Source organism: Moorena producens PAL-8-15-08-1 (genome assembly GCF_001767235.1).
GTDB classification, from domain to species: Bacteria; Cyanobacteriota; Cyanobacteriia; order Cyanobacteriales; family Coleofasciculaceae; genus Moorena; species Moorena producens_A.
In genome coordinates this window covers 173138-197136 of the sequence record NZ_CP017599.1, presented here as the reverse complement: position 1 = coordinate 197136, position 23999 = coordinate 173138, and the positions used below count along the sequence as shown (strand labels likewise).

30 protein-coding genes are annotated in these 23999 nt (G+C 44.8%); 26 read left to right on the top strand and 4 right to left on the bottom strand.

Annotated elements, in window-relative coordinates:
- Window positions 1–8: 8 nt before the first annotated feature.
- Window positions 9–152 carry a hypothetical protein gene (locus BJP34_RS41965; RefSeq protein WP_158516918.1) on the top strand — a complete coding sequence of 48 codons (144 nt, stop codon included), beginning with the start codon at window positions 9–11 and terminating at the stop codon, window positions 150–152.
- A gap of 129 nt (window positions 153–281) precedes the next feature.
- Here the strand turns inward: BJP34_RS41965 and BJP34_RS00860 are convergent, their stop codons facing one another.
- The 4 genes from BJP34_RS00860 to BJP34_RS00845 form a co-directional block, all read right to left on the bottom strand.
- Window positions 282–1244 carry a UPF0489 family protein gene (locus BJP34_RS00860; protein ID WP_070390692.1) on the bottom strand — a complete coding sequence of 321 codons (963 nt, stop codon included), beginning with the start codon at window positions 1242–1244 and terminating at the stop codon, window positions 282–284.
- Window positions 1245–1312: 68 nt separating this feature from the next.
- Window positions 1313–2905, bottom strand: a complete 1593-nt coding sequence (locus BJP34_RS35805; RefSeq protein ID WP_083304931.1) for a UPF0489 family protein — start codon at window positions 2903–2905, stop codon at window positions 1313–1315.
- Window positions 2906–3169: 264 nt separating this feature from the next.
- Window positions 3170–6475, bottom strand: coding sequence for a type 2 lanthipeptide synthetase LanM family protein (locus BJP34_RS00850; RefSeq protein ID WP_070390691.1), 3306 nt, complete (start codon window positions 6473–6475; stop codon window positions 3170–3172).
- A gap of 146 nt (window positions 6476–6621) precedes the next feature.
- Complete coding sequence (locus BJP34_RS00845) at window positions 6622–6843, bottom strand: hypothetical protein (RefSeq protein WP_070390690.1); 222 nt, start codon at window positions 6841–6843, stop codon at window positions 6622–6624.
- Between the two features lie 196 nt (window positions 6844–7039).
- On the opposite strand from BJP34_RS00845, the gene BJP34_RS00840 reads away from it, so the two are divergent.
- The 25 genes from BJP34_RS00840 to rpsK all read left to right on the top strand — a co-directional run bounded on the left by BJP34_RS00840 (window position 7040) and on the right by rpsK (window position 23877).
- On the top strand, window positions 7040–9241 hold the full coding sequence (locus tag BJP34_RS00840; RefSeq protein WP_070390689.1) for a cation:proton antiporter: 2202 nt from the start codon (window positions 7040–7042) through the stop codon (window positions 9239–9241).
- A 1062-nt stretch (window positions 9242–10303) separates the two neighbouring features.
- A complete protein-coding gene (rplC, locus tag BJP34_RS00835) occupies window positions 10304–10939 on the top strand; it encodes a 50S ribosomal protein L3 (RefSeq protein WP_070390688.1) in 636 nt (211 codons plus the stop codon).
- A gap of 146 nt (window positions 10940–11085) precedes the next feature.
- Window positions 11086–11724, top strand: coding sequence for a 50S ribosomal protein L4 (gene rplD / locus BJP34_RS00830; RefSeq protein ID WP_070390687.1), 639 nt, complete (start codon window positions 11086–11088; stop codon window positions 11722–11724).
- Window positions 11711–12013: a 50S ribosomal protein L23 gene (locus BJP34_RS00825; protein ID WP_070390686.1), complete on the top strand. Its 303-nt coding sequence runs from the start codon at window positions 11711–11713 to the stop codon at window positions 12011–12013. The genes rplD and BJP34_RS00825 overlap by 14 nt, the downstream gene beginning before the upstream one ends.
- A 109-nt stretch (window positions 12014–12122) precedes the next feature.
- The gene (rplB, locus tag BJP34_RS00820; RefSeq protein ID WP_070390685.1) at window positions 12123–12986 is read left to right on the top strand and encodes a 50S ribosomal protein L2; all 864 of its coding nucleotides are present in this window, start codon (window positions 12123–12125) and stop codon (window positions 12984–12986) included.
- Between the two features lie 112 nt (window positions 12987–13098).
- Complete coding sequence (rpsS, locus tag BJP34_RS00815; RefSeq protein ID WP_008191216.1) at window positions 13099–13374, top strand: 30S ribosomal protein S19; 276 nt, start codon at window positions 13099–13101, stop codon at window positions 13372–13374.
- Window positions 13375–13424: 50 nt separating this feature from the next.
- Window positions 13425–13784, top strand: a complete 360-nt coding sequence (rplV, locus tag BJP34_RS00810; protein WP_008191214.1) for a 50S ribosomal protein L22 — start codon at window positions 13425–13427, stop codon at window positions 13782–13784.
- A gap of 76 nt (window positions 13785–13860) precedes the next feature.
- A complete protein-coding gene (rpsC, locus tag BJP34_RS00805; protein WP_070390684.1) occupies window positions 13861–14586 on the top strand; it encodes a 30S ribosomal protein S3 in 726 nt (241 codons plus the stop codon).
- A gap of 89 nt (window positions 14587–14675) precedes the next feature.
- A complete protein-coding gene (gene rplP / locus BJP34_RS00800; protein WP_044495712.1) occupies window positions 14676–15095 on the top strand; it encodes a 50S ribosomal protein L16 in 420 nt (139 codons plus the stop codon).
- Between the two features lie 3 nt (window positions 15096–15098).
- Window positions 15099–15383: a 50S ribosomal protein L29 gene (gene rpmC, locus BJP34_RS00795; RefSeq protein WP_070390683.1), complete on the top strand. Its 285-nt coding sequence runs from the start codon at window positions 15099–15101 to the stop codon at window positions 15381–15383.
- 8 nt (window positions 15384–15391) lie between these two features.
- The gene (gene rpsQ, locus BJP34_RS00790) at window positions 15392–15634 is read left to right on the top strand and encodes a 30S ribosomal protein S17 (protein ID WP_070390682.1); all 243 of its coding nucleotides are present in this window, start codon (window positions 15392–15394) and stop codon (window positions 15632–15634) included.
- Between the two features lie 158 nt (window positions 15635–15792).
- Complete coding sequence (rplN, locus tag BJP34_RS00785; RefSeq protein ID WP_070390681.1) at window positions 15793–16161, top strand: 50S ribosomal protein L14; 369 nt, start codon at window positions 15793–15795, stop codon at window positions 16159–16161.
- Complete coding sequence (gene rplX, locus BJP34_RS00780; RefSeq protein ID WP_070390680.1) at window positions 16161–16523, top strand: 50S ribosomal protein L24; 363 nt, start codon at window positions 16161–16163, stop codon at window positions 16521–16523. Before rplN ends, rplX begins: the two co-directional genes overlap by 1 nt.
- A gap of 156 nt (window positions 16524–16679) precedes the next feature.
- Entirely contained in the window at window positions 16680–17225 is a 546-nt protein-coding gene (gene rplE / locus BJP34_RS00775) for a 50S ribosomal protein L5 (protein WP_070390679.1), read from the top strand.
- 23 nt (window positions 17226–17248) lie between these two features.
- Complete coding sequence (rpsH, locus tag BJP34_RS00770) at window positions 17249–17650, top strand: 30S ribosomal protein S8 (RefSeq protein ID WP_070390678.1); 402 nt, start codon at window positions 17249–17251, stop codon at window positions 17648–17650.
- 263 nt (window positions 17651–17913) lie between these two features.
- Window positions 17914–18453 (top strand): 50S ribosomal protein L6, encoded by a 540-nt coding sequence (rplF, locus tag BJP34_RS00765; protein WP_070390677.1) that lies wholly within the window; start codon window positions 17914–17916, stop codon window positions 18451–18453.
- 3 nt (window positions 18454–18456) lie between these two features.
- Window positions 18457–18819 carry a 50S ribosomal protein L18 gene (rplR, locus tag BJP34_RS00760; protein WP_008191189.1) on the top strand — a complete coding sequence of 121 codons (363 nt, stop codon included), beginning with the start codon at window positions 18457–18459 and terminating at the stop codon, window positions 18817–18819.
- 123 nt (window positions 18820–18942) lie between these two features.
- Complete coding sequence (gene rpsE, locus BJP34_RS00755; protein WP_070390676.1) at window positions 18943–19464, top strand: 30S ribosomal protein S5; 522 nt, start codon at window positions 18943–18945, stop codon at window positions 19462–19464.
- 104 nt (window positions 19465–19568) lie between these two features.
- Complete coding sequence (gene rplO / locus BJP34_RS00750) at window positions 19569–20018, top strand: 50S ribosomal protein L15 (RefSeq protein WP_070390675.1); 450 nt, start codon at window positions 19569–19571, stop codon at window positions 20016–20018.
- A 44-nt stretch (window positions 20019–20062) separates the two neighbouring features.
- Complete coding sequence (gene secY / locus BJP34_RS00745) at window positions 20063–21403, top strand: preprotein translocase subunit SecY (protein ID WP_070390674.1); 1341 nt, start codon at window positions 20063–20065, stop codon at window positions 21401–21403.
- Window positions 21404–21530: 127 nt separating this feature from the next.
- Complete coding sequence (locus BJP34_RS00740; RefSeq protein WP_070390673.1) at window positions 21531–22094, top strand: adenylate kinase; 564 nt, start codon at window positions 21531–21533, stop codon at window positions 22092–22094.
- A 322-nt stretch (window positions 22095–22416) separates the two neighbouring features.
- Window positions 22417–22641 carry a translation initiation factor IF-1 gene (gene infA / locus BJP34_RS00735; RefSeq protein ID WP_008191178.1) on the top strand — a complete coding sequence of 75 codons (225 nt, stop codon included), beginning with the start codon at window positions 22417–22419 and terminating at the stop codon, window positions 22639–22641.
- 102 nt (window positions 22642–22743) lie between these two features.
- Window positions 22744–22857, top strand: coding sequence for a 50S ribosomal protein L36 (gene rpmJ / locus BJP34_RS35800; protein ID WP_075895709.1), 114 nt, complete (start codon window positions 22744–22746; stop codon window positions 22855–22857).
- Window positions 22858–22928: 71 nt separating this feature from the next.
- Window positions 22929–23312 (top strand): 30S ribosomal protein S13, encoded by a 384-nt coding sequence (rpsM, locus tag BJP34_RS00730; RefSeq protein ID WP_008191169.1) that lies wholly within the window; start codon window positions 22929–22931, stop codon window positions 23310–23312.
- Between the two features lie 172 nt (window positions 23313–23484).
- Window positions 23485–23877, top strand: a complete 393-nt coding sequence (gene rpsK, locus BJP34_RS00725) for a 30S ribosomal protein S11 (RefSeq protein ID WP_008191167.1) — start codon at window positions 23485–23487, stop codon at window positions 23875–23877.
- Window positions 23878–23999: the final 122 nt, after the last annotated feature.

The following is a 23999-nucleotide window of genomic DNA, read 5'->3' as shown; positions in this document are numbered from 1 at the left end:
TTTTCTCCATGTCGAACGTTAAGCAACACCATGCTATCCAAAGAAAATCTCTGTGTAAACTTGATAAAAATATCTCCGATGAGGGAATAATAAATTGGTATGGCGCTACGGGCAATGGCATTGGCAACAGGCAAGAGGCAACAGTTTACTAAAAACGCTTTTGCTGCTTTCATCAATGTCCTAACTTTAATGCGTAGTGCTATACTAATTATTAGTTTTGATCAAAGCTGGGCAGATTAATGATAGGATGTTTTTTGTAGCCCCTTGAAATCCCGGGTGCTTCAATCAGGAGATGAGATTAAGGGTTGATTCAAGCTTTGAGCTGCCAAAATTTCGTCGATAGACATTACATTAATATCGTAAACCTCACCAAGTTGCTCAAGCAGCAAATCCTCAATAAATTTCCACTGGTCATCCGGTGTATAGCCACTGATTCTAGAGCGACATAGACAAACCAGCTGTAGCTGAACCTTATTGTTTTGTAAAAAACCAACTAACTCCTTGATGCGCTTGACAATTTCAGATTCCGAAACCTTCTTCTGTCCTTGGGAAACATTACTGCTGTAGGGGTTATGCTTGAAAACAAGGTAGTATTTACCATCTTCAACTCGGCTTGAAACTCCACTTCCTAATAAAACTCGCAAGTAATGATACCGATCCTGAATAAAAGATTGATATTGTGCTTCGGTAATTTCTATATTTCCTTGTATGATTTTGAATTCTTGGTTACAAGAAAAGTAATCCAAATCAATATCTAGAACTACCAATTGATTGTCTGTAAATTCGTCATCTACCGTTAAATTATGAATCTGAGCGAGTTGATAGTTAGGATCAATCAGCCACTTAAAATAAGTTTTAGCCTTGACTTCATCTTTATGAAACGTTTTGGATATCAAACAGTTACCCTCTGAATCAGAACTAGAAATACAAATTGACTTAGGGGTTGTTGATAAATTTGGATAAGGATGCTGTAGCCAATAAAATTGCTTAAATAGTCCTTGATAAATTGCTGGAATGATAAAGTTTTCAATATTCAGTTCATTGTAGGTAAAGTGATATACATCTTTTAGGTTTGTTCTGTCAATAGAATCAATGGACTGATTGAAGCGAGGGGATCTAAAGTCCGAATGTTCATCTACATGAAGTAGGATATTATTTGATGCTAGCATTAGCTTTTCCATGACAGCATAATGCCAGATCAAGAAAGCCTCATTGTGTTCCTCGACAATAAAAACTGGGATCATACTAACTATCTGCTCCACTAGGTTAGTAGTAGTAGGGTGCCTTAATAACAGACCCTACTAAGGGCGAGTTACTGGGTAAATCCTGACTCTGAAGAGTCCTCAGTAGGCGGCGGAAATTGATAAGCCACCGTTATGCGCAACTTATTACACAGACGGCTTGGCGGACATCCCCGATGGGGAATGGTTCCATCGAAAATGAGAACGCGACCTGGCTTTGGCAAACAGGCATAGATTAAGTCTGCTTTACTGGGATCGCGTTCGGAATAAAGCTTTGTCTCTCCATCCCAGTCAGCTCTCCACATCGGATTAATATAACAGATAGCTGTTTGACCAGGATTTTTGATGTTAGATGAATCCCGATGGATACCATCTCCGAGACCAAATAAATGACCATTAACAACGATGCGAGGGTCTTTAGCCTCGTAGGGAAGTTGCCGCCGGACAATTTCTCTAAGCTCATAGATGCTATCAGGAAAATCTTTTGGTACCCAAAAGGAGGTCAGTAGGTCATCCTCATCTCCACGATTCTGAAACTCCCATCTCAAACCATTCAAGTAGTAATTATAGATTTGCTTGAGCAGATACCTAGGGACTAAATCTTCATAGACTGCAATTCTCCCGACAGAGGTGTTGAGGCTGATTGTGGGAGTAATCTGATTTTCTTTAATCGATTGATCTAATTGATCTAATTTAGTATGGGTTTCAGTTGCTTGTGTTTGGCTTACTACCAATGCCCTGGTGCTAAACATAACATCTGAGTTTAAGTCTTCTTCAAGCAAAACTTTATCGATCGAGGTGAGTTGGATATCATAAACCTCACCAAGTCTTTTAAGCAAATAATCCTCAATCAACTCCCAGTTTTCATCTGCTCCAAATCCACTAATTCTGGAACGACGGAGACAGATAAGCTGTAGCTGAACCTGATTATTTTGCAAAAAGCCGATTAATTCCTCAATTCTCCTGATAATTTCCGAATCCGATAGATTACGTTTCTTGGTAATTTCATCGTTTTCCCTGGAATTAGTGAATACAATGTAGTATTTGTTATGCTCAACATTGGTTTCAATTTCACTACCAAATTGACGCCTCAGGTAGTGATTATTATCTTGGATAAAAGCTTGATATTGTTCTTCAGTGATTTCTAATCTTTCTTGAGGGGTGCTGCCTCCAGTATTTTCCAAAAAGTAATCCAATACAACGTCTAAAACCACCGATTGATTTTCTATAAAATCATCATTTACTGTTAGATACTGAATATCAGTCAGGTTATACTTAGGATTGAGCAGCCATTTAAACCTCGTCTGTGCTTTAACGTCATCCTTCTGAAACATCTTGTATATTAAACACTTATCACTTACCTCAGACGGATAAATACAGAGAGACTGGGATTTTGTAGGTAATTTTAAATTAGGCTGATGTAACCAGTAAAATTGATTAAAAATTCCTCGATAAATCGCGGGAATAATAAAATTTGCAATCGTTACTTCCTTGGATGTGAAGCGATACAGCTGGGATAAGCTATTTTTTTCAAGGGCATCATCTGAATACTTATCCACATGGAGGAGACTATTATTTGATGCTGGTATTACCTTTTTATCAACTGCATAATGCCAGATTAAGGAAGCCTCGTTGTGATCCTCGAAGACAAAAACCGGAATCATGATTAGCCGCTTGTAGTATTATCTCGATCGGATTTTTTATTGGATTGTTAATTAACAACTAACAATTAACAATTTACTTGAACCAGAAGTGATTAACCACAGGATATAGCATTTGTATTTGAGATGTAAACCTAGGAGGTCTTTTTTTATTGTCCAATAAAACTCGGGCTCTCTTTCCCCTCTTGCCTTTTGCCTCTTGCCTTTTGCCTTTTATGGCAAGAAGTGTGTTGACAATCTAGATACAAACGCGCTTATATCAAGCCCCTATTGCCACAATAACACTGAGGGCAGCTTACCAGAAGCTAAACGCAACAGCTCGTAACCAATCCCTGCTGTTCCCTGAAAGAAGCCAGGACTCCAGACAGAACTTGGCAAATTGTCAAACAGTTGATAACTTCCTGTTCGTCTTGCCCTCGCCACCACATTTGTTCCTCGTTGGAGGGCGAGTTGCCGTAAATCAGGACGGGAAAATCCTTCGGCTGCAATCAACAGAACCTCAATCCGTCCGAAGTTACCGCAGCACAAATGGTCAATGCCTTGTAAGCCAAATTGCTGGGTCTTTTGCAACCCTACCTCAATGTCCTGCTGAATATCTGCCGTATCCAGCATGGGCAATCCACCCAGTCGTCCTAGGGCAATCCCCGGTGCTCCATGACACCAACTCACCATAAAGCCCGGTTGCCCCTTGTCCTGCTGGAATTCCCGGAAGTCCGGCCAATTACCTGCCTGATCAGAAAAAACACTGCGTTCGTAGGCAATACCTTCTTCTGCTGCTTCACGGTAACGATGGTCTTGGGTCACAGCATACAGGCGCAGCAAAGCATAGGCAATGCCAGCCGCACCGTGGGAGAAGCCCGTGAGGGGCTGTTTCCTGAGAGTTTGCCATGCCTTGGGAGACCCCTTGATACTCACGCGCTGCTGTAACAAATGGTTAGCACAAGCTTGAGCTTTCTCTAGAACGTCTGGATCCTGAGTAGCTTCGTACAACGGTAACAGACCCAAGATTGCTCCGGCAGCTCCTCCCATCACATCCAGTTGTTGATCAGTCGCAATCAATTCAGCAGTAATACTCTTGACAAAAAGCTCAGCATCAGCAATTAATGCTGTATCCCCCAAGAATTGGCTGACTTTTGTGAAAGTATAGATGATAGAACTAACTCCGGTAGCTCCTCCAATTCCCAAATTTCTCGTGAGTCTCTGACGAGTATCAGCCAGCTGAGTTAGCTTTCGTAAAGGCTGTAAAGCTTGCAAAGCTAATTCACCAAATTCTTGACGACCCCTTACCCAATCCAATGCTGATAGAAACAGGGCAATTCCACATTTGCCATCGTAGAGGGAGTTGCCCAGCAGCTGTAGTTGAAACCGTTCAGCTTTAGAAACAAACCCCATCCCAATCCAGTTAACACAGCCATTGGGATCTGGAATTGCTTTGGCCTGGATTTCCCTAGCGATCGCATCAGCCTCTTGAATCAACTGATCCGGTGTGAGCGGTGGTAGGGACTTTACTTCCCATGCCCCGGTTTCTCCAGTTGGTTTTCGTGCCAACCGTGCATAGAGAGCTTGCCGGATCAAACAGAGTTGTTGCCCTAGGTTTGTTTCACTGAACTGCTGTAGTTCGGTGATCACCTGCTCATAACTAGGTTGCTTAAAAGCCTGGGGAATAGTTTGTCCGGAAGGTAGGGGTAAAGCCTGACTAGCAGAGTTGCCCTGAAAGTATGGAATATCAAGTTGTGCCATTACCTGCAACTCAGCAGCTAAGATCGGCCAAGCTTTTGGTTTCTGCTGATCAACCAGGAACGCTCGACTGATGATGTCTAGCTCAAGACTGTAATCAACTCCATCTTGGCAGAATTCAGGGGTCAAGGTTTTCTGCAAAACTGTCCGATACACTTTGGTTGACCGAAAGATAAACCGGATGGGTTGGTCTTGCAGGGCTGCTAGTGGTCCATCGACAGCAAGCAAAGCCTCTCGCTGGGCGATCACGAAGCGATACACTTGCTCAAACCCCTCAACCAACTGCTCCACATAGTCGTTAGGAGACAGGATCTGCTCACCAAGGTAAGGCACATTTTTCGACCTGGGTAGGGTCATATTATCGTAACCCAGATGCATATAATCAGTGTTGATAGCCTTCCAGCAGCGAGCTTTATAAGCTTTATTAGAGCTAGGTTGAGACTCAATACTTCCCAAGCCGCTAATGTCATAGGCAATCGTGCGATCGCTACTAAAATCCCATTGGGGCAACAACCCCGTCCGTAAGACAGAATGGTAAAATTGTTGCCCTGCAGTGGATTCCATCTCTTGGGCATCCAGGGAATTGTCTATCAGTTTGACTTCCGGGTCAAGCAAAGTTTCTAGATCCACCAACACCAAATGCTCACCACTGGCAATCAGGTTTTGATAGTGGCAGTCTATTCCCCGCAAAGCATAAAGCCAGCACAATAGCATCCCAGCTCGCTGATAAAACCGTTGCGCCGCTGCTTCATTTTCGCAGGTCTGATGTTCAACATACTCAACCCAGCCATACCCACTTTGATTGAGAACTCCTAATACTTTGAATTTGAGCAATTCTTCGTGTTGATTGCACCAAGCCAACAGATTATTAAACGCTACTTCCAGCCCTAAATCTTTGGGTTTGTAGACTACCTTGAGTCCAGACTCAAAGGTGAGTACAAACACTGAGCGTCCTCCATTGTGGGGGTCCGATAACCCTGTCTGAATATCAGTGACCTGACCGAGACCTTTCAATGGTGCTGTTGCTTGCTCCCCTTCAGGGGTTTGGCTTTTACCAAAAATTTTCTCAATGGCTTCATAGTCCCAGCTCAACCGTTGCAGTAACTCTACCGTTGCCTCTAGCCAAAGGTTGATACAGGTAGCAACCAATCGCCCCAGCACCGGATAGTTTTGGACAAGGGTAAGGTAACCTTCTCCCAAGTGTTGCTCGACAAAGGCATCATAGTAAGTCGTTTGACCATTGCCCTGGAGAGCTGGTAGAAGTAAGTTGAGCAATCTATATCCACCTGGACGGGCTTTGGAGAACTCAGCATTCAGTGTCTTAGCACAAAGCGTTGTTACTTGTTGCAGCAGAGTGCGCTCTAGACAACGGTAGGCTGTTTTAGATAACAAAGCATTGGCTTGACCTACCACTGGCAAGGCAAAATCCTTGAACCTTTCCTGTAGCTTTGCTCTAGCCACCACCACCACAGGTAGCAGTAGATCTTCAAAGGGAAGAGGATTGTCTAGATCAATTGGCAAGTCAGAATAATCCTGAGGCTGAAACCCTTTAGCGGTTTCCATGACCTGTGCTAGGGTGTTTGCCCACTTGGGTAGTTGTTCAGCAACCAAACGCACAGTACCTAGGCATGGACGAACTTGGTCTATATCTAATCCATCCCACTGTAAGCGTCGCTGAAACTTGTCCCAGTTGCCCTGAGCCACCACATTGCACCAGTGCTCAAGTCTTTGTGATACTTGTGCTTCACTGTTGCTATTAAGCTCCGGTACAAATTGCTTGATATCAAGGCGTTCCCACCAGAAACTAGCTTTAGCAACTATTGATCTAGCTAACAATTATTATTTCTAATCCTGCCATTAGGCATAATAGTGTTACGGAAAATAGCATCCCAAACTGCATGTGTATCTGCTGCGCGCTGTGTCTGCTGCGCGCTGGCACGGCGAAAGCTTATACACAGATAGACCGATAACCCAACGCTATCTTACCGGTCTATCTGTGTCGAAGGTTGAGAGTTGAGGTGTTGCTCGACTCTGTTAATGACCCCTAGTACGAGAAATAGACCAAATACTACAGCAACACCGATAGCAGTCCACTTGAAAAAAACTAACTTTGGCCGACCTTTAGCTGGATAACCACAACTGAGACAAATTTCATCGTTGGTGCTGGTTAAAGACCCACAAACGTTACACTGTTCTAAAGCCATAGTTCTTGGAAATCTCTACCGTCATAAGATAACTGAAAAAATTCTCAGGTGGGTAGAGTACTTTGAGCCTTCCTTACCAACTCCTTGATCCCCAAGTTGCTTAGTTCAAGTGGGTAGGTTACAAAAAAATCAGGGCACAAGGGAAAACCTCCAGGTATGAAGCCTGTGACCAATTACCGATTACCTATTCCTAATCATGGCCTCAGGACACAATTTAATTCTGGATCTAACCACAGTTCTAGGGGCTTCTGCTTTGGGAGGCTACCTTGCCAATCGGCTACGTCAACCTGTACTTTTAGGCTATTTAGCCAGTGGTTTATTGGTTGGTCCGTTTGGTCTTAAACTCGTAGGCGAATTAGAACAAGTCAAATCCCTAGCTGAAATTGGGATTGTTTTTTTGTTATTCACCTATGGGGTAGAATTTTCTCTATCCCAGCTTAAACGATTTAAAGATATTGTCCTGAAAGGGAGTTTACTGCAAATTAGTCTCACTATTACCCTAGTTGCAGTTTTAGCCAATGGACTTGGTTGGGTTGATGGATTTACTCCGGGAATAATGCTCGGATTCATCATCTCCCTTTCCTCCACCTCAGTAGTTCTTAAAACCCTGATGGAGAGAGGAGAAACCAATACCCTTCATGGTCAAGTGATGCTGGCAATTTTGATTGCTCAAGACCTTAGTTTAGGTCTGATGTTAGCCGTCATACCCGCCCTTCAGCAGCCCTCAGATATTGGCTCAGCGTTAGTTGTTGCTTTACTCAAAGCATTGGTGTTTCTAGCTGCTGCTCTAGCAGCGGGTCGCTGGATAATTCCCCATCTCATTAAATATATTGCCCGCACTGAAAACAGTGAGCTATTTCTGATCACAGTAATTGCCCTGTGTTTAGGGATTGCTTTGATTACTGCTGGACTTGGTCTATCCGTTGAAATGGGAGCATTTGTGGCAGGATTAATGATGGCTGAAATTGATTATGCTGACCAAGCCGTTGCCAAAATAATCCCCCTTAAAGACACATTTGTATGTCTATTTTTTGCATCCATAGGAATGCTTATTGAGCCGGAAGTGCTGCTCGAAAACTTCGGCATAATCATCGGTTTAGTGATGTTAGTGATGGGGGGTAAAGCAGCCATTATCCTACCGATTGTGCTGAAATTTGGCTATTCCTTTAAAACGGCTTTTATTGCTAGTTTTGGTCTCAATCAAATTGGAGAATTTTCCTTTGTCTTAGCAGTGGTTGGCTTTGAGTTAGGATTTATCACTAGGGATCAGTATCTACTCCTGGTGGGAACTACAGCCATTACCCTAGTCCTGACACCCATGTGGCTAAGATGGTCTCCCCGAATAGCAGACCACCTGGTAAATCTGCCGTTTCTGAAAAGCTACCTGCGTCAGTTTCAGGGTACTAAAGCTTTGTCAATTCCAGAAACGATTTGTAATCATGTGGTAGTGGCTGGCTATGGACGAGTTGGGCGAGTACTGGTCAAAATCCTGCGCAATCAAGGGCATGAGGTCCTAGTGATTGAAAATAGCGAAGCTGCTATTCAACGCTTGAGACATGAGAAAATTCCCTATATGTTTGGGGATGCTCACTCGGAACTGGTGTTAGAAAAAGCCCATCTAGAAAAAGCTAAAGCCCTAGCCATTGCCCTACCCGATCCTGGCAGTACCCGCTTGTTGCTCAAACGTGCCCTCAAGTTTGCCCCAGGACTGGATATCGTGGCTCGTTCTCACAAAAATAGCGAAATTGACCTACTCACCCAGTTAGGGGCGCGGGAAGTAGTGCAACCGGAATTTGAGGCAGCATTGGAAATGGGAGCCCATGTGCTAGTAGCACTGGGAGAAACCCCAGGGATGATTCAGTCAGTGATCAATCGGATTCACCAAGACCGCTATTTGAGTGTACGACCTGAACAAGCTACCTATTCAAAGCAGCAAGAGATCACTGATGTTGCCCAAGAACTCGACAGTGAGTGGGTGACTTTGAGTCAAACTTCCCGTCTAGATTGGGTAACTCTGGCAGCAGCAGATATCCGTAACGTGACTGGGGTAACAGTTTTGACAATTCAACAAGGTAATGATATTGTCCACTACCCACAAGGTAAGATGACGTTGCGTTCAGGGGATCGATTGCTCGTTGTTGGGGAACCGGAAGAATTAGCAGCGTTTAGAGACTGGATCGAAAGTCGCAGTTTCCTTAGTGAGGGATCTAAGCATTGGGTAACTTTGGTAGAGAATTCAAGTTTGGTCGGTATGAAGCCAATTGATCTCCAGCATCAATACAATGTGATGGTTCAGGCGTTGCGTAGACAAGGGAAACTATATAATCCGGTGGATGAAGCTGGAGTATTGCAGGTGGGGGATTGTGTGTTGTTGTCTGGGGAATGGGATGAGGAGTAAGCTTACCCCCGGCTGAAGCACGGGGGCTTTCGCCCAGGCTCGCCTTGCGTTGGTTTTCAGTAGCCCTAGCATACTCAACGCGCCTAGACTCCAAATTTATCGAATCTAAGGGTTAAGCGCCGAACCTCAAGGCTGGCTTACTCTACGAATGGGAGGGATTGCTCGCATTCGTAGCTTCTACAACCGAGTCAATTCTCGGACAGCCCCAATACTTCGTGGAAGCGCATCACTCGCCGATACTGACTTACTGGCCTAGCCGTTACTCTGAAGTTAAGAGTGCCTTTGCCTATTTCAGTCTTCTTTAATTATAATTGACGGCGACTAAAGTCGCTATTACGCTTCCTCCCCGCTTTAAAAAGACGGGGCTTCCGCGTTTTTTAATTTTTGTGAATGATTTGGTTTCGAGACACTGCGATTAGCCCGAAGGGCTACGCTACGCGAACGCATATGCGCGAGAATTCCATCCTTCGAGCTCCGAATCCCCCGATTTCACATAAATCCATACAGCAAGCAAATGTTTGTCAAACTAATTCTTAAACTAACTAGACACTCTTAGCAAAATACTATATACTATATAATAGTGGCATTATGACAGTTGCTTATTCAGCAACTGAATAGCTGCGTGTGCTGTGGGCTGAGAAATAGGTTCGAGGCAAGACAATATACACAGCATACCAGGCGTTTGTTTGGCATCAGGGCTAAAGTAGGTCAAAGACAGTTAGGTATAAACAACTCCCATCAGTTCTTGGGTCTACTTTGGGTCAATAAGTGCTTACACTTTCGTGGATAAAGGGATACTGAGTGATTAACAACTTAAGTCCCAGCGAAGTCAGGCAAGTTTAATAGCCTTTTCTGACCAGTAAACGCAATTGAACGAGAATCTAGCTCGACCCTCATGCCGAGCTAGATAAAAGTGGGCTCTCTGCTTATTTTTTGAGGAGAGGTTTATCCACTATAAATAGTGACCAGGTTTATAATGACCAGGTTTGTGGCACAAAGGGAATTCAGCTTCTTGAATATCCCTGCTGCCAGACTGCTGCAATGTCTACAAAGGAGAAACCAGTGTCTGTCGGTATCCTCGGTACCAAACTCGGTATGACCCAAGTGTTCGATGATGAAGGAAGAGCGATTCCTGTAACCGTCGTCAAAGCTGGGCCATGTACTGTGACCCAAATAAAAACCAACCAGACAGATGGCTACAATGCCATTCAAATTGGTTATGACCAAGTCAAGCCAAAGGCAATTACTAAGCCTGAAATAGGACACTTGGCTAAGTCCAGCGCCCCACCCTTACGCCACCTACGTGAGTACCGCGTGGATGATAGCAGTAAGTTTGAACTGGGTCAGCCAGTCAATACCGATATGTTCAGTATTGGTCAAATTGTCGATGTCAGCGGTAAAACCATTGGTCGCGGGTTTGCCGGTTATCAGAAACGTCACAACTTCAGGCGAGGACCGATGGCTCATGGTTCCAAAAACCACCGCCTCCCAGGTTCCACTGGAGCAGGGACCACCCCTGGTCGTACCTATCCAGGGAAGAAAATGGCTGGTCGTTACGGCGGTACCAAGGTGACAATTCGCAAACTTGAGGTAGTCAAGATAGATGCAGAGCGCAATTTGCTACTGATTAAAGGTGCAGTTCCCGGTAAACCAGGGACACTCTTGAGCATTGCACCCACTAATAAAGTCGGACGTTAGTCAGAAGGAAAAAGCAATTAGCTCCCTCATCGTTAGGTGTAAGCCTGATGTATATATACTGTTTATTTTTACTACTAGCACCCCCTGAGTGCTTAAAAGCTAACAGCTAATTGCTAAACGCTTGGTCCCTAAGAAGGAGAGAACAAATGGTAGATTGTTCAGTGCGAAACTGGCAAGGGGAAGAAGTAGGGCAGGCAACACTCCAGATGGGAGTTGCCAAAGAAGAAAACGCTGCCCACATTGTTCACCGGTCACTGGTTAGACAAATGGCCAATGCTCGTCAAGGCAATGCTTGTACAAAAACTCGTTCCGAAGTTAGAGGTGGAGGACGCAAACCTTGGCGACAAAAGGGAACCGGTCGTGCTCGTGCTGGTTCGAATCGTTCACCCCTATGGCGTGGTGGTGGTGTGATCTTTGGTCCGAAACCCAGAGACTATAGCCAGAAAATGAACCGCAAAGAGCGTCGCTTGGCTCTAAGAACAGCGTTTATGAGTCGAGCAGAGGATTTGATTGTGGTAGAGGAATTTGTTGAACAACTACCACGACCCAAGACCAAGGATGTGGTGGCAGCAATTGGTCGGTGGGGAATTAAGCCTGAGTCAAAAGTTCTCCTAATCCTAGCTCAGCCAGAAGAAAAGGTTTATTTGTCAGTCCGTAACCTAGCAACTGTCAAGTTGATTTATGCCACCAACTTGAATATCTATGATATCCTTGACGCTGATAAAATCGTGACAACTAACACAGCTCTTGCCAAAATTCAGGAGGTTTACAATGACGGAGTATAACCCCCGTGACCTTGCTGATTTGGTGATTCGCCCAATTGTGACTGAGAAGGCGACCCTACTGATGGAGCAGAACAAGTATGTCTTTGATGTGATTATCAAAGCGACAAAGCCACAAATTAGAGCCGCGATTGAAAGTCTTTTTGAAGTAAAAGTGGTGGCAGTAAATACCCTACGTCCGCCACGTAAAAAGCGTCGAGTGGGAAAATTTGTAGGTTACAAAACCCAGTACAAACGGGCGATTGTTACCCTAGCTCCAGGAGACTCGATTACTCTATTCCCAGACGTATAAAACTGGCTAATTGCTAATTGCTAATTCTTAATTTGGTTAATTGCCAATTGGTAGATTGTCAATTGTTAAGACAAACTAGTCAAGACAAACTAAGTAAAAAATACTTGTTATGGGCATCCGTAGCTATCGACCATACACCCCAGGCACTCGTCAGGGTACTGTCTCAGACTTCGCTGAGATTACTCGGACTGAGCCAGAAAAATCCCTAACCAAATCTAAGCATCGTAAAAAAGGTCGCAATAATCGCGGTGTTATTACCTGTCGCCATCGCGGTGGCGGACATAAGCGTCTATATAGGGTAATTGACTTCCGCCGGGATAAGCACAATATTCCGGCAAAAGTGGCAGCAATTGAGTATGACCCCAATCGGAATGCTAGGATTGCGCTGCTCTACTATCAAGATGGTGAAAAGCGATATATCCTGCATCCTGTGGGTTTGGAAGTGGGGTCAAGCATCATATCTGGGCCTGACTCTCCCATCGAAATAGGCAATGCCTTGCCCCTAAAGGATATTCCCTTAGGCACCAACGTGCATAACGTTGAACTGATCCCAGGGCGAGGAGCACAGATTGTTCGTGCAGCCGGGGCAACTGCTCAAGTGCAAGCTAAAGAAGGTGACTATGTCACCCTAAAGCTGCCCTCTAGTGAAGTCAGGATGTTGCGTAAAGAATGCTACGCCACTATTGGACAGGTCGGTAATGTTGAAGCGAGAAACTTGAGTTTAGGTAAAGCTGGTCGCAATCGACATAGAGGCCGTCGTCCCCAAGTACGGGGCAGTGTAATGAACCCGGTAGATCACCCCCATGGCGGTGGTGAGGGTAGAGCTCCTATTGGTAGAAGTGGTCCAGTGACCCCCTGGGGTAAACCAGCCTTGGGAGCAAAAACTCGTAAGGTCAAAAAGCAAAGTAGTTCTTTAATTGTCCGGCGTAGGCGGAAATCCTCTAAGCGAGGGCGCGGCGGTCGCGATTCTTAAGGAGTTGAACGTTAAAGTTAGCAGGTTAAACGTTGTAACTAGCAACTACTAACTACCAAAAACGCAACTATTAACTACCAACTAATAACTAAAAACTAACGAGCGTTGAATTATGGGTCGTTCATTAAAAAAAGGTCCTTTTATAGCCGATAGTCTTCTGACTAAAATTGAAACCTTGAATGCTAAAGGCGAAAAACAGGTGATTAAAACCTGGTCAAGAGCCTCGACCATTGTGCCGCAGATGGTAGGTCACACCATTGCCGTGCATAACGGGCGGACACATGTACCAGTTTTTATCAATGAGCAGATGGTAGGTCATAAGCTGGGCGAATTTGCCCCGACTCGAACATTTCGGGGACATGTTAAGGATGGTAAGGCCCGTCGTTAAAGTGATTAGTTCAGTAGTTAGTAGCTATAAAGAAAGCAAATGATGGAACGATGGCCATAGACACTACAGCAGAAACTAAAGCGATCGCACGCTACATTCGGATGTCTCCAAGCAAGGTCAGGCGAGTACTTGACCAAATTCGGGGGCGTTCCTATCGGGAAGCTCTGATCATTCTGGAATTCATGCCCTACCGGGCTTGCCAACCAGTATTGAAAGTACTACGCTCCGCTGTTGCCAATGCTGAACACAATGCAGGGATTGACCCAGCTAGCTTATACATCACTAAAGCTTTTGCGGATATGGGACCAAGCTTGAAGCGGTATCGACCAAGAGCTCAAGGTCGTGCTTATCAGATTCGCAAGCCAACCTGTCATATCACCGTGGCTGTTTCTCCAGAAGTAGATGATTAGTTAGTGAGTTAATTGAGAATTACCAACGGCAAACACTAATAGCGCTATGGCTCGATAATAGGGAAAGAAAAGAACAGTGGGACAGAAAATACATCCAATTGGTTTTCGGCTAGGTATCACGCAAGAGCATCGCTCTCGCTGGTTTGCCGACTCAAAGCGTTATCCGCTTCTGTTGCAGGAAGACTACCAAATCAGACAATATGTTGAGAAAAACCTCAATAATGCTGGAATTTCCGACATCCGGATTGAGCGCAAAGCTGACCAGATTGATTTAGAAATTCATACAGCTCGACCTGGGGTAGTTGTTGGTCGTGGTGGCAGTGGTATTGAGTCTTTGCGTGTCGGTCTGCAAAAAGCCCTGGGCAACAATCGTCAGATTCGCATCAATGTCGTGGAAGTATCACGGGTGGATGCAGATGCTACCCTAATTGCCGAGTACATTGCCCAACAGCTAGAGCGCCGAGTTTCCTTCAGACGAGTGGTTCGTCAAGCAATTCAGCGGGCTCAGCGGGCTGATGTCCAAGGCATTAAAGTTCAGGTAGGTGGTCGGTTAAATGGAGCTGAAATTGCCCGAAGCGAGTGGACTCGTGAAGGACGAGTTCCCCTCCATACCCTCCGGGCAAATATTGATTATTCCTACAAAACGGCCCAAACCATTTATGGAATTTTGGGCATTAAAGTTTGGGTTTTCAAAGGGGAAGTGATTCCCGGTCAAGAAGAAAAGCCTGCCCCTAACACAGCTCAACCTCGTCGCCGTCAGCCAAAACGCCGCCAGCAGTTTGAAGACCGGTCAAATGACTAGTCATTAGTAACTAGTCATTTTAAAATTGCTTGCTTGTTAATTGTCAGTTTTCAAGTTTCGATTTTCAATTAACAAAGAACAAATTAATTATGTTAAGTCCAAAAAGAACAAAATATCGCAAACAGCACCGGGGACGAATGAAAGGTATGGCCACTCGTGGCAGTACCATTAACTTTGGTGATTATGCGCTGCAAGCCACAGAACCAGCTTGGATTACCTCCCGCCAAATCGAAGCAGGTCGTCGGGCAATGACGCGCTACGTTCGTCGTGGTGGCAAAATCTGGATTCGAATTTTCCCAGATAAACCAGTCACCATGCGTCCAGCAGAAACTCGTATGGGTTCTGGAAAAGGTTCCCCAGAGTTTTGGGTAGCAGTAGTTAAACCCGGTCGGATTATCTATGAAATCGCTGGGGTAAGCGAAGAGGTTGCTCGCGAAGCCATGCGTCTGGCTGCTAACAAATTTCCCATTAAATTGAAGTTCATTTCTCGTGAAGGGGAACAGGTATAAGCTATGGCTCTGCCCAAGATAGAAGATGCTAGAAGTCTGAGCGATGCCGAACTAGAGCAGGAAATTTTAGCAGCTAAGCGTCAGTTGTTTGACTTGCGCCTGCAAAAGGCAACCAAACGCTTAGAAAAACCTCACCAGTTTAAGCATCTTAAGCACCGAATCGCTCAGCTAATGACAGTAGAACGAGAACGCCAACTCGCTAAACAGAAAGAATCAACAGATACCTCACAAAGTGATACCCCGCAATCAGAACAAAGTGATACCCCACAATCAGAATCAGACGAATAGTAAATAGTATGTCAGCAAAAGAGAGAGTTGGCCTGGTGGTCAGCGACAAAATGGACAAAACTGTGGTGGTGGCTATTGAAAATAGGTCTCCCCACCCAAAGTACGGCAAAATTGTTGTGCGTACCAAGCGATACAAAGCTCATGATGAGGAAAATAAATGTAAAGAAGGCGATCGCGTTCGGATTAGAGAAACACGACCACTGAGTCGTACCAAACGCTGGATGGTTGCTGAAATCGTCAGTAGTTCCTAAAAATAGCGAGTTAACCCTAGTCGATGTGGGTTCTCCACGACCTACAAATGTGCGTGAGATCTCCGAATAAAATCCTTTCGGACTTGGAAACAAACCCAAGGTTTAACTCATAACTCGTTTAACTCATAACTGATTACTCTATTAGAGGAGGAACACTGATGATTCAACAAGAGAGCTACCTAAACGTTGCTGACAACAGTGGAGCCAGAAAAATAATGTGCATCCGCGTTATTGGTGCAGGAAATCGGCGCTACGGTGGTGTGGGTGATGTAATTATTGGTGTGGTCAAGGATGCCATTCCAAATATGGGGGTCAAAAAGTCAGATGTAGTTAGGGCTGTGATTGTGCGCACCCGCAAGGGGCTACGTCGGGAAAGCGGTATGAGTATTCGCTTTGATGACAACGCAGCAGTAATCATAAACGCAGATGGCAATCCCAGAGGTACCCGGGTTTTTGGCCCTGTAGCCCGGGAACTGCGAGAGAAAAACTTCACAAAAATTATATCCCTTGCTCCGGAGGTACTCTGATGATAGGTACAAGCAAGAAGGCACAAACTGATAGCCCATTACGCTACAAAATGCACGTTAAAAAGGGCGACACGGTACAAGTGATTGCCGGTCGAGATAAAGGCAAAATTGGAGAAATTTTGCGGACGCTACCCAAAATTAGCAAGGTAGTAGTCAAAGGAGTTAACGTCAAAACTAAGCATGTCAAGCCTCAACAAGAAGGTGAGAAAGGTCAAATTGCTACGTTTGAAGCTCCAATCCATAGCTCCAACGTTATGCTTTACTCGAATAAAGAAAAAATTGCTAGCCGCATCTGCTATACCTTTACCGACGATGGTCGTAAGGTACGGATGCTCAAAAAAACTGGTGAGATTATTGACTAATTAGTCCCTAGTGCTTAATCCTTAGTCCTCAGTACTCAAAAAAGTAACAAAAAAATTACTCTTGGCAGTTACTAATGGCTAATGGTCAATGACCAATGACTAATAACTAATGACAATTGCCCTGACCAAGCCCAGGGAAATCAAAGGAAAAAAACTATGACAAAAGGGTTAAAAATCCTATACCAGGAAACAATAGTCCCCAAATTAAAAGAGCAATTCGGTTACAAAAACATTCATCAAGTACCGAAATTAGTCAAAGTTAGTCTTAACCGAGGATTAGGAGAGGCATCTCAAAATGCCAAGGCTCTGGAATCGTCGGTAAGCGAAATTGCCATTATCACCGGTCAAAAACCGGTGGTCACACGAGCAAAACAAGCGATCGCGGGTTTTAAAATCCGTGCCGGGATGCCTGTTGGTGTGACGGTTACCCTCCGTTCAGAGCGTATGTACTCCTTTCTAGAGCGGCTAATTAACTTAGCCCTGCCAAGAATTCGGGACTTTCGGGGTCTTAGCCCTAGAAGCTTTGACGGTCGTGGTAACTACACTCTTGGGGTGCGAGAGCAACTCATTTTTCCAGAAGTAGACTACGACAGTATCGATCAGATTCGTGGTATGGATATTACCATAGTCACCACTGCCAACACTGACGAAGAAGGTCGCGCCTTACTCAAAGAGATGGGAATGCCTTTCCGGGATAAATAAGCCTGTAATCATAGGAAGGAACAATGCCGGCAAACGACACAATTGCAGATATGCTGACCCGCATTAGAAATGCCTGCTTGGTTCGGCATCAAACAACAAATGTACAATCAACTAAAATGACCCGGGCGATTGCCCAAGTACTCAAAGAAGAAGGCTTTATTACTGATTTTGAGGAAGCAGGCGAAGGGGTCAAAAAATACTTAGTTGTTTCCCTAAAATACAAGGGCAACAATCGCAAACCAATTATCAGATCCCTGAAGCGGGTGAGTAAACCTGGATTGCGAGTTTACTCCAACCGTAAAGAACTGCCAAGAGTCTTGGGAGGGATTGGGATTGCTATTATCTCTACTTCTAATGGCATCATGACCGACCGGGAAGCAAGGCGTCGGGGAATTGGTGGTGAAGTTCTGTGTTACGTATGGTAAAGGATGAAGCATGAAGGATGAAGGATCTACTAAGAGCCGTCAGCTGACTCGCTACTTAAAAATATAGGCTTGCCAGCTATCAGCTGAAAGCCCCTGTAGATTAGAGCATCAGTTCGATCAATAATCAGCTCAGTATATGCCAAACCGTCCGATAACAACCTAGGATTGATCGGATTAGCTGATTAACCAATTCATGACTACCGTTCATACTTCATACTTCATACCTTTATATTTCATACTTCTTTAGTTAGGAGGATAATTTTATGTCACGTATTGGCAAGCGCCCTATACCAATTCCCAGTAAAGTTACTGTAACAATAGACGGTCAACAGGTGAAGGTCAAAGGTTCCAAAGGTGAACTGGATTGGGTTTTGCCAGATACAATTAAAGCTGAGCAAGTTGGTGAAACTGTAGAGGTTTCCCGGCGCGAAGAAACCCGAACCGCCCGTGAAAGTCATGGTTTGTCTCGCACTCTGGTGGCCAACATGATTGAGGGAGTCTCCAAAGGCTTTGAAAAACGTTTGGACATTCAGGGAGTCGGTTATCGGGCTCAAGTGAAAGGTCGAAATCTAATTTTAAACGTTGGTTACAGCCAGCCAGTGGAGATCGTTCCTCCTGAGGGGATTGAAGTCAAAGTTGAAAACAACACCAACGTCATTGTGAGTGGCATCAACAAAGAAGTTGTAGGCAACACAGCTGCAAAAATTCGTGCAGTTCGACCCCCAGAAGTCTATAAAGGTAAAGGCATTCGATATGCCGGTGAAATAGTCAGACGTAAAGCTGGTAAAGCAGGTAAGAAGTAAACTATGAAACTTACTCGAAAAGAATCTATACGACACAGACATAGGCGGGTACGCCGGAAAGTCAGTGGTACTGCTGAACGCCCAAGATTAGCTGTATTTCGCTCTAATGAGCACATTTATGTGCAAGTTATCGATGACAATCAGCAACATACCATAGTGGCAGCTTCAACGTTAGAACCAGCTCTGAGATCTGAACTCAAATCTGGAGCCACCTGTGAAGCCTCAGCTAAAGTGGGTCAGTTGGTTGCCCAACGAGCACTAGAAAAAGGTCTCAAGAAAGTGGTCTTTGACCGTGGGGGCTACCTATATCATGGTCGTGTCAAAGCTTTAGCAGAAGCTGCTCGTGAAGCCGGGCTGGATTTTTAGTAACTGCTAATTAAAAGTTGACAATTGCAATTATGCAATTATGCAATTAGCAATTAAAAATTAGCAACGATAAATCAGCTAATTTTTGATTACTTACTATCATGATTTAATCTATAGCGAACTATGGCAAATCGTAGAAAAAGCAACCGCTCTAAAGAAAAAGAAAGTAATTGGCAAGAGCGGGTTATCCAAATCCGCCGCGTTAGTAAGGTGGTCAAAGGGGGTAAAAAATTGAGCTTCCGCGCCATCGTAGTTGTAGGTAATGAAAAAGGTCAGGTGGGGGTTGGTGTCGGCAAAGCCAGTGATGTAATTGGTGCTGTCCGTAAAGGGGTTGCTGATGCCAAAAAGCAACTCATTGATGTACCCTTAACCAAAACTAATTCCATTCCTCACCCATCTAGAGGTAGGGCTGTGGGAGCCAAAGTGATCATGCGACCTGCTGCTCCCGGAACTGGTGTGATTGCTGGTGGTGCTGTGCGCACAGTACTTGAGTTAGCTGGAGTTAAAAATGTCTTAGCTAAACAGCTTGGTTCCAATAACCCCCTCAATAATGCTAGAGCAGCAATCAACTCTCTTGATTCCCTGCGCACATTTTCAGAGGTGGCTCAAGAACGGGACATTCCCCTTGAACAAATCTATGCATAGATTAAAAACCAGCTAGGTAGAAATAAAAGTAATATGCTCAAGGTTGACGGTTTAGCGTCAGCCGTCAATCAGAGAAAAAAACATTTTTATCCTTACAAAAAACGATGAGAATCAATGATGCAGTCCCCAAACAAGGCTCCAAAAAGCGCCGACGCCGTGTAGGTCGTGGCATTGCTGCTGGTCAAGGGGCTAGCTGCGGTTTTGGAATGCGTGGTCAAAAATCCCGTTCAGGTCGAGGGACAAGACCTGGTTTTGAAGGGGGTCAGATGCCCTTATATCGCCGTATACCCAAGTTAAAACACTTTACGGTCATTAACCCCAAACATTACACTACAATCAACGTAGGTAAGTTGGCATCACTTCCCGCCAATACTGAGGTAACTTTGGAATCCTTGTTGGAGACAGGTTTAGTCACCACCAATGATGGTCCATTGAAACTACTCGGTGATGGCGAGCTGAATGTGCCACTCAATATAAAAGCTGCTGCCTTTACAAGTGGTGCCCGCCAAAAAATCGAGGCGGCTGGTGGCAGCTGGGAAGTTATAGCTAAGTAACCCCTTTAGCCCTTATGCTCCTGTATCTTCAAGAGGTACCTTAAATGACTGTCAGTCGAGACAAAGCCCCAACTGCTCAAGAGACGTTTATGCAAATGGCTCAAGCGGCTGGCCTTAGAGGTCGGCTGCTTGTCACCGTTGGTTTGTTAATTTTAGCCCGCTTGGGTGTCTTTCTTCCTGTACCAGGAATTGATCGAGCCAGATTTTCAGCAGAACTCCAGAATAGCCCGTTTGTCGGTCTTTTGGACTTTTTCTCTGGTGGTGGTTTTTCCGCCCTAGGGATTTTTGCCTTGGGAATTTTGCCTTATATTAATGCTTCGATTATCCTACAACTGCTAACGGCAGCAATTCCTTCTTTAGAAAATTTGCAGAAAAATGAAGGTGAAGCAGGGCGTCGAAAAATCGGTCAGATTACCCGTTATGTTGCCCTAGGCTGGTCTGTGATTCAAAGTATTGGCTTATCCTTGTGGGCACAGCGGTTTGCTGTTGAACCAGGCGCATTCTTCGTGTTTGAAACTGTCCTTGCCCTCACGGCTGGCTCTATGTTCGTGATGTGGCTATCAGAGTTAATTACCGAACGAGGCATTGGCAACGGAGCGTCACTGTTGATTTTTGTCAATATTGTTGCTGTTTTGCCCCGCACCTTGGGTCAAACCATTGAACTGGCTCAGACCGGCGGTCGAGAAACGGTGGGTAAGGTAATTGTGCTGCTGTTAGTTTTCCTAGTCATGATTGTCGGTATTGTCTTTGTGCAAGAAGGAAGCCGACGAATTCCGATTATTACTGCCAGACGTCAAGTGGGTAAGCGCCTTTACCGGGAGCGGAAAAATTATTTGCCCCTAAGGCTAAACCAAGGTGGCGTAATGCCAATTATCTTTGCCTCAGCCGTCTTAATCCTACCCACATCCCTAGCTGGGATAACTAGTGGCGATAATAGCAATGGATTTTTAGGCTCAATCAATCAAGTCCTAATCCAGATTGCCAATTATCTCAACCCCAATGGTCAAACTCCTTGGGTCTATGTTGCTGTCTATTTAGTCTTGATTTTGTTCTTTAGCTACTTCTACGCCTCCCTGATTATAAACCCAGTAGATATGTCCCAGAATTTGAAGAAAATGGGGGCGAGTATCCCTGGTATTCGACCAGGAAGGGCTACGAGTGAATATATAGAGAGAGTTTTGAACCGACTGACCTTATTAGGAGCAATTTTCCTAGGACTGGTAGCTGTAGTACCAACTGCAGTCGAAAGCGCCACTGGTGTAACCACATTTAGGGGATTAGGTGCCACATCGTTGCTGATTTTGGTGGGGGTTGCCATCGACACAGCCAAGCAAATTCAAACCTACGTGATTTCCCAGCGTTACGAAGGTATGGTCAAGCAGTAAAGCGATTATTGGGCAATGGGCGCAGCAGCTTTTTTAGGTGGATGAGCCTCAAATTTTCGGGTCAGTTGGTTGTTGTTCATTGCCTAGGACAAAAACCAACTGACACATCACCCATGACACATGACACATGAAAAGATTAATCTTTTTAGGACCTCCAGGAGCAGGTAAAGGAACTCAAGCCAAAATTGTGGCTGAACAACTAGGGATTCCTCACATTTCCACCGGGGAAATTTTGCGAGGAGCTGTAAGTGCTCAAACCCTCCTGGGTCAAAAAGCTCAGTCCTATATGGATAAAGGAGAATTGGTGCCTGACGAGTTGCTGATAGATCTGATCCGCGATCGCCTAAATCAACCCGATGCTCAAAAGGGTTGGATTTTAGACGGTTTTCCCCGTAACGTCAGCCAAGCCCATTTCTTGAACGACCTGTTGCAAGAGCTTGACCAAACTTTTGATGGTGCCATCAACCTGGAAGTTCCAGATCAGGTTTTGCTCGACAGACTATTGGAAAGGGGTCGTAAGGAAGGACGTAGAGATGATAATGAGGAAACTATCCGCACACGTCTTGAGGTCTATTACCTTCAAACAGCTCCTTTGGTGAAGTTTTACCAAGAACACTCCGCTTTAAAATCTATTAATGGTGATCTCTCCTTAGAGGAAGTCACCGAATCGATTAAACAGGTTCTAGGGTAATCATTTTAGGGTAAGCCCGTGCGTAAGGGCGGAAACCCCCTGCGTCCGGCAGGTCAGCCATCATCTGACCCTATTGTAGCTAATACCATTAGCCTAATACGACTAATTTAGACTAATGGTTCTTATAATGGTTCGACCGATGTAACCTATGCTTTGAGCTAGCCCACGGGAAAAATGCTTCCCTGACCCCGCTACTCCAAAGTTGGTGGAAAAGTATTTTAGTTGGTATAATTTTGGATTTGATAAAATATGTTAAGACTCCCTGAATTAAATAATCAAAATTTAGAACATAGGGGGATAGTTGTATTGAGGTTAAAACACGTTGGCTAAACAAGACTTAATTGAAATGGAAGGCACGGTGACTGAATCCCTGCCGAATGCCATGTTTAGGGTTGACTTGGACAATGGCTTTAATGTCCTAGCTCATATTTCCGGTAAAATCCGTCGGAATTACATCAAAATTCTGCCTGGAGACCGGGTCAAAGTTGAACTAACCCCCTACGATTTAACCAAAGGCAGGATTACCTACCGCCTGCGTAAGAAGTAAAACTAGCAGCGACTTCTGTTTTATTTAAAATAAGTTAAATTTGACAAGTCAACCTAAAAAAAGATATAATAACCAACTGCATTATGTCCAGAAAAAAAAGAGATGAAAGTTAGACCATCTGTCCGAAAAATGTGTGAGAAGTGCCGCGTAATTAAACGCCACGGTAGAGTTATGGTAATTTGCCCCAATCCCAAGCACAAACAGCGTCAGGGATAAATCTCACATCCATACACTTAATCCATACATTTAATTTGTAGCACAAAACTTCAGTCAAGGGAGAAGCAAGCGTGGCTCGCATTGCCAGTGTAGACCTACCTCGCGATAAACGTGTAGAAATAGGTCTGACCTACATTTATGGAATCGGTCTGTCGCGGTCTAAAGACATTTTAGCAGCAACAGGAGTTAACCCAGATACAAGGGTTAAGGATTTGACCGATGCTGAGGTGGCTGCCCTCAGAGCAGCTGTCGAAAAAAATTATCAGGTGGAAGGGGATTTAAGGCGCTGGCAGTCAATGAACATCAAGCGCCTAGTGGATATTGGTACCTATCGCGGACGTCGTCATCGCATGGGACTCCCCGTGAGAGGACAGCGAACCCGCACTAATGCCCGTACCCGTCGCGGTAGACGAGTGACTATCGCTGGAAAGAAAAAAGCACCGGCTAAGAAGTAATAGCTCTAGTCAGCCCAACTATCCACCACAGCTTTCTTGTCATTGGTCATTCGTCAAAAGTAACTGCCAGGAGACCTTCTGTTAGTCACTTTCGAGAAAAGACTTTCGACAAAATTGTTCAGGTTACTCAACCCCAAGATAATCAATCACCTATAGAGTAAAGTCAAGTGACATGGCGCGACCAACTAAAAAAGGTGGTACAAAAAAGCAGAAACGCAATGTACCCAATGGAATAGCATATATCCAGTCTACGTTCAATAATACTATCGTCACCATTTCTGACACCAAAGGGGATGTAGTCTCTTGGGCTTCAGCTGGCTCTAGTGGATTTAAGGGGGCAAAAAAAGGAACTCCCTTCGCTGCTCAGACCGCTGCTGACAGTGCTGCCCGACGAGCCATAGACCAAGGTATGCGTCAGGTGGAAGTGATGGTGAGTGGACCAGGAGCAGGTCGAGAAACCGCTATTCGGGCCCTGCAAGGAGCCGGACTGGAAATCACCCTAATCAGGGATGTAACTCCAATTCCTCATAACGGCTGCCGTCCACCCAAACGGCGTCGAGTATAAGAGTATATTTTTTGCGACCGTTAGGTTGAAAGGAAAGTAGCTTGAAAGGAGGAGGTTCATAAGAAACTTCTTACCCTTTTTACCCTTTGGCTTACTATCCCTTCAACCTGTATTCGGTTAAA

What these genes read in the sequence shown, in the direction of transcription:
- BJP34_RS41965 (WP_158516918.1), top strand. Translation starts at nt 9, where the DNA reads ATGTCGAACGTTAAGCAACACCATGCTATCCAAAGAAAATCTCTGTGT.
- BJP34_RS00860 (WP_070390692.1), bottom strand. Translation starts at nt 1,244, where the DNA reads ATGATCCCAGTTTTTATTGTCGAGGAACACAATGAGGCTTTCTTGATC.
- BJP34_RS35805 (WP_083304931.1), bottom strand. Translation starts at nt 2,905, where the DNA reads ATGATTCCGGTTTTTGTCTTCGAGGATCACAACGAGGCTTCCTTAATC.
- BJP34_RS00845 (WP_070390690.1), bottom strand. Translation starts at nt 6,843, where the DNA reads ATGGCTTTAGAACAGTGTAACGTTTGTGGGTCTTTAACCAGCACCAAC.
- BJP34_RS00840 (WP_070390689.1), top strand. Translation starts at nt 7,040, where the DNA reads ATGGCCTCAGGACACAATTTAATTCTGGATCTAACCACAGTTCTAGGG.
- rplD (WP_070390687.1), top strand. Translation starts at nt 11,086, where the DNA reads ATGGTAGATTGTTCAGTGCGAAACTGGCAAGGGGAAGAAGTAGGGCAG.
- BJP34_RS00825 (WP_070390686.1), top strand. Translation starts at nt 11,711, where the DNA reads ATGACGGAGTATAACCCCCGTGACCTTGCTGATTTGGTGATTCGCCCA.
- rplB (WP_070390685.1), top strand. Translation starts at nt 12,123, where the DNA reads ATGGGCATCCGTAGCTATCGACCATACACCCCAGGCACTCGTCAGGGT.
- rpsS (WP_008191216.1), top strand. Translation starts at nt 13,099, where the DNA reads ATGGGTCGTTCATTAAAAAAAGGTCCTTTTATAGCCGATAGTCTTCTG.
- rplV (WP_008191214.1), top strand. Translation starts at nt 13,425, where the DNA reads ATGGCCATAGACACTACAGCAGAAACTAAAGCGATCGCACGCTACATT.
- rplP (WP_044495712.1), top strand. Translation starts at nt 14,676, where the DNA reads ATGTTAAGTCCAAAAAGAACAAAATATCGCAAACAGCACCGGGGACGA.
- rpmC (WP_070390683.1), top strand. Translation starts at nt 15,099, where the DNA reads ATGGCTCTGCCCAAGATAGAAGATGCTAGAAGTCTGAGCGATGCCGAA.
- rpsQ (WP_070390682.1), top strand. Translation starts at nt 15,392, where the DNA reads ATGTCAGCAAAAGAGAGAGTTGGCCTGGTGGTCAGCGACAAAATGGAC.
- rplN (WP_070390681.1), top strand. Translation starts at nt 15,793, where the DNA reads ATGATTCAACAAGAGAGCTACCTAAACGTTGCTGACAACAGTGGAGCC.
- rplX (WP_070390680.1), top strand. Translation starts at nt 16,161, where the DNA reads ATGATAGGTACAAGCAAGAAGGCACAAACTGATAGCCCATTACGCTAC.
- rplE (WP_070390679.1), top strand. Translation starts at nt 16,680, where the DNA reads ATGACAAAAGGGTTAAAAATCCTATACCAGGAAACAATAGTCCCCAAA.
- rpsH (WP_070390678.1), top strand. Translation starts at nt 17,249, where the DNA reads ATGCCGGCAAACGACACAATTGCAGATATGCTGACCCGCATTAGAAAT.
- rplF (WP_070390677.1), top strand. Translation starts at nt 17,914, where the DNA reads ATGTCACGTATTGGCAAGCGCCCTATACCAATTCCCAGTAAAGTTACT.
- rplR (WP_008191189.1), top strand. Translation starts at nt 18,457, where the DNA reads ATGAAACTTACTCGAAAAGAATCTATACGACACAGACATAGGCGGGTA.
- rpsE (WP_070390676.1), top strand. Translation starts at nt 18,943, where the DNA reads ATGGCAAATCGTAGAAAAAGCAACCGCTCTAAAGAAAAAGAAAGTAAT.
- rplO (WP_070390675.1), top strand. Translation starts at nt 19,569, where the DNA reads ATGAGAATCAATGATGCAGTCCCCAAACAAGGCTCCAAAAAGCGCCGA.
- secY (WP_070390674.1), top strand. Translation starts at nt 20,063, where the DNA reads ATGACTGTCAGTCGAGACAAAGCCCCAACTGCTCAAGAGACGTTTATG.
- BJP34_RS00740 (WP_070390673.1), top strand. Translation starts at nt 21,531, where the DNA reads ATGAAAAGATTAATCTTTTTAGGACCTCCAGGAGCAGGTAAAGGAACT.
- rpmJ (WP_075895709.1), top strand. Translation starts at nt 22,744, where the DNA reads ATGAAAGTTAGACCATCTGTCCGAAAAATGTGTGAGAAGTGCCGCGTA.
- rpsK (WP_008191167.1), top strand. Translation starts at nt 23,485, where the DNA reads ATGGCGCGACCAACTAAAAAAGGTGGTACAAAAAAGCAGAAACGCAAT.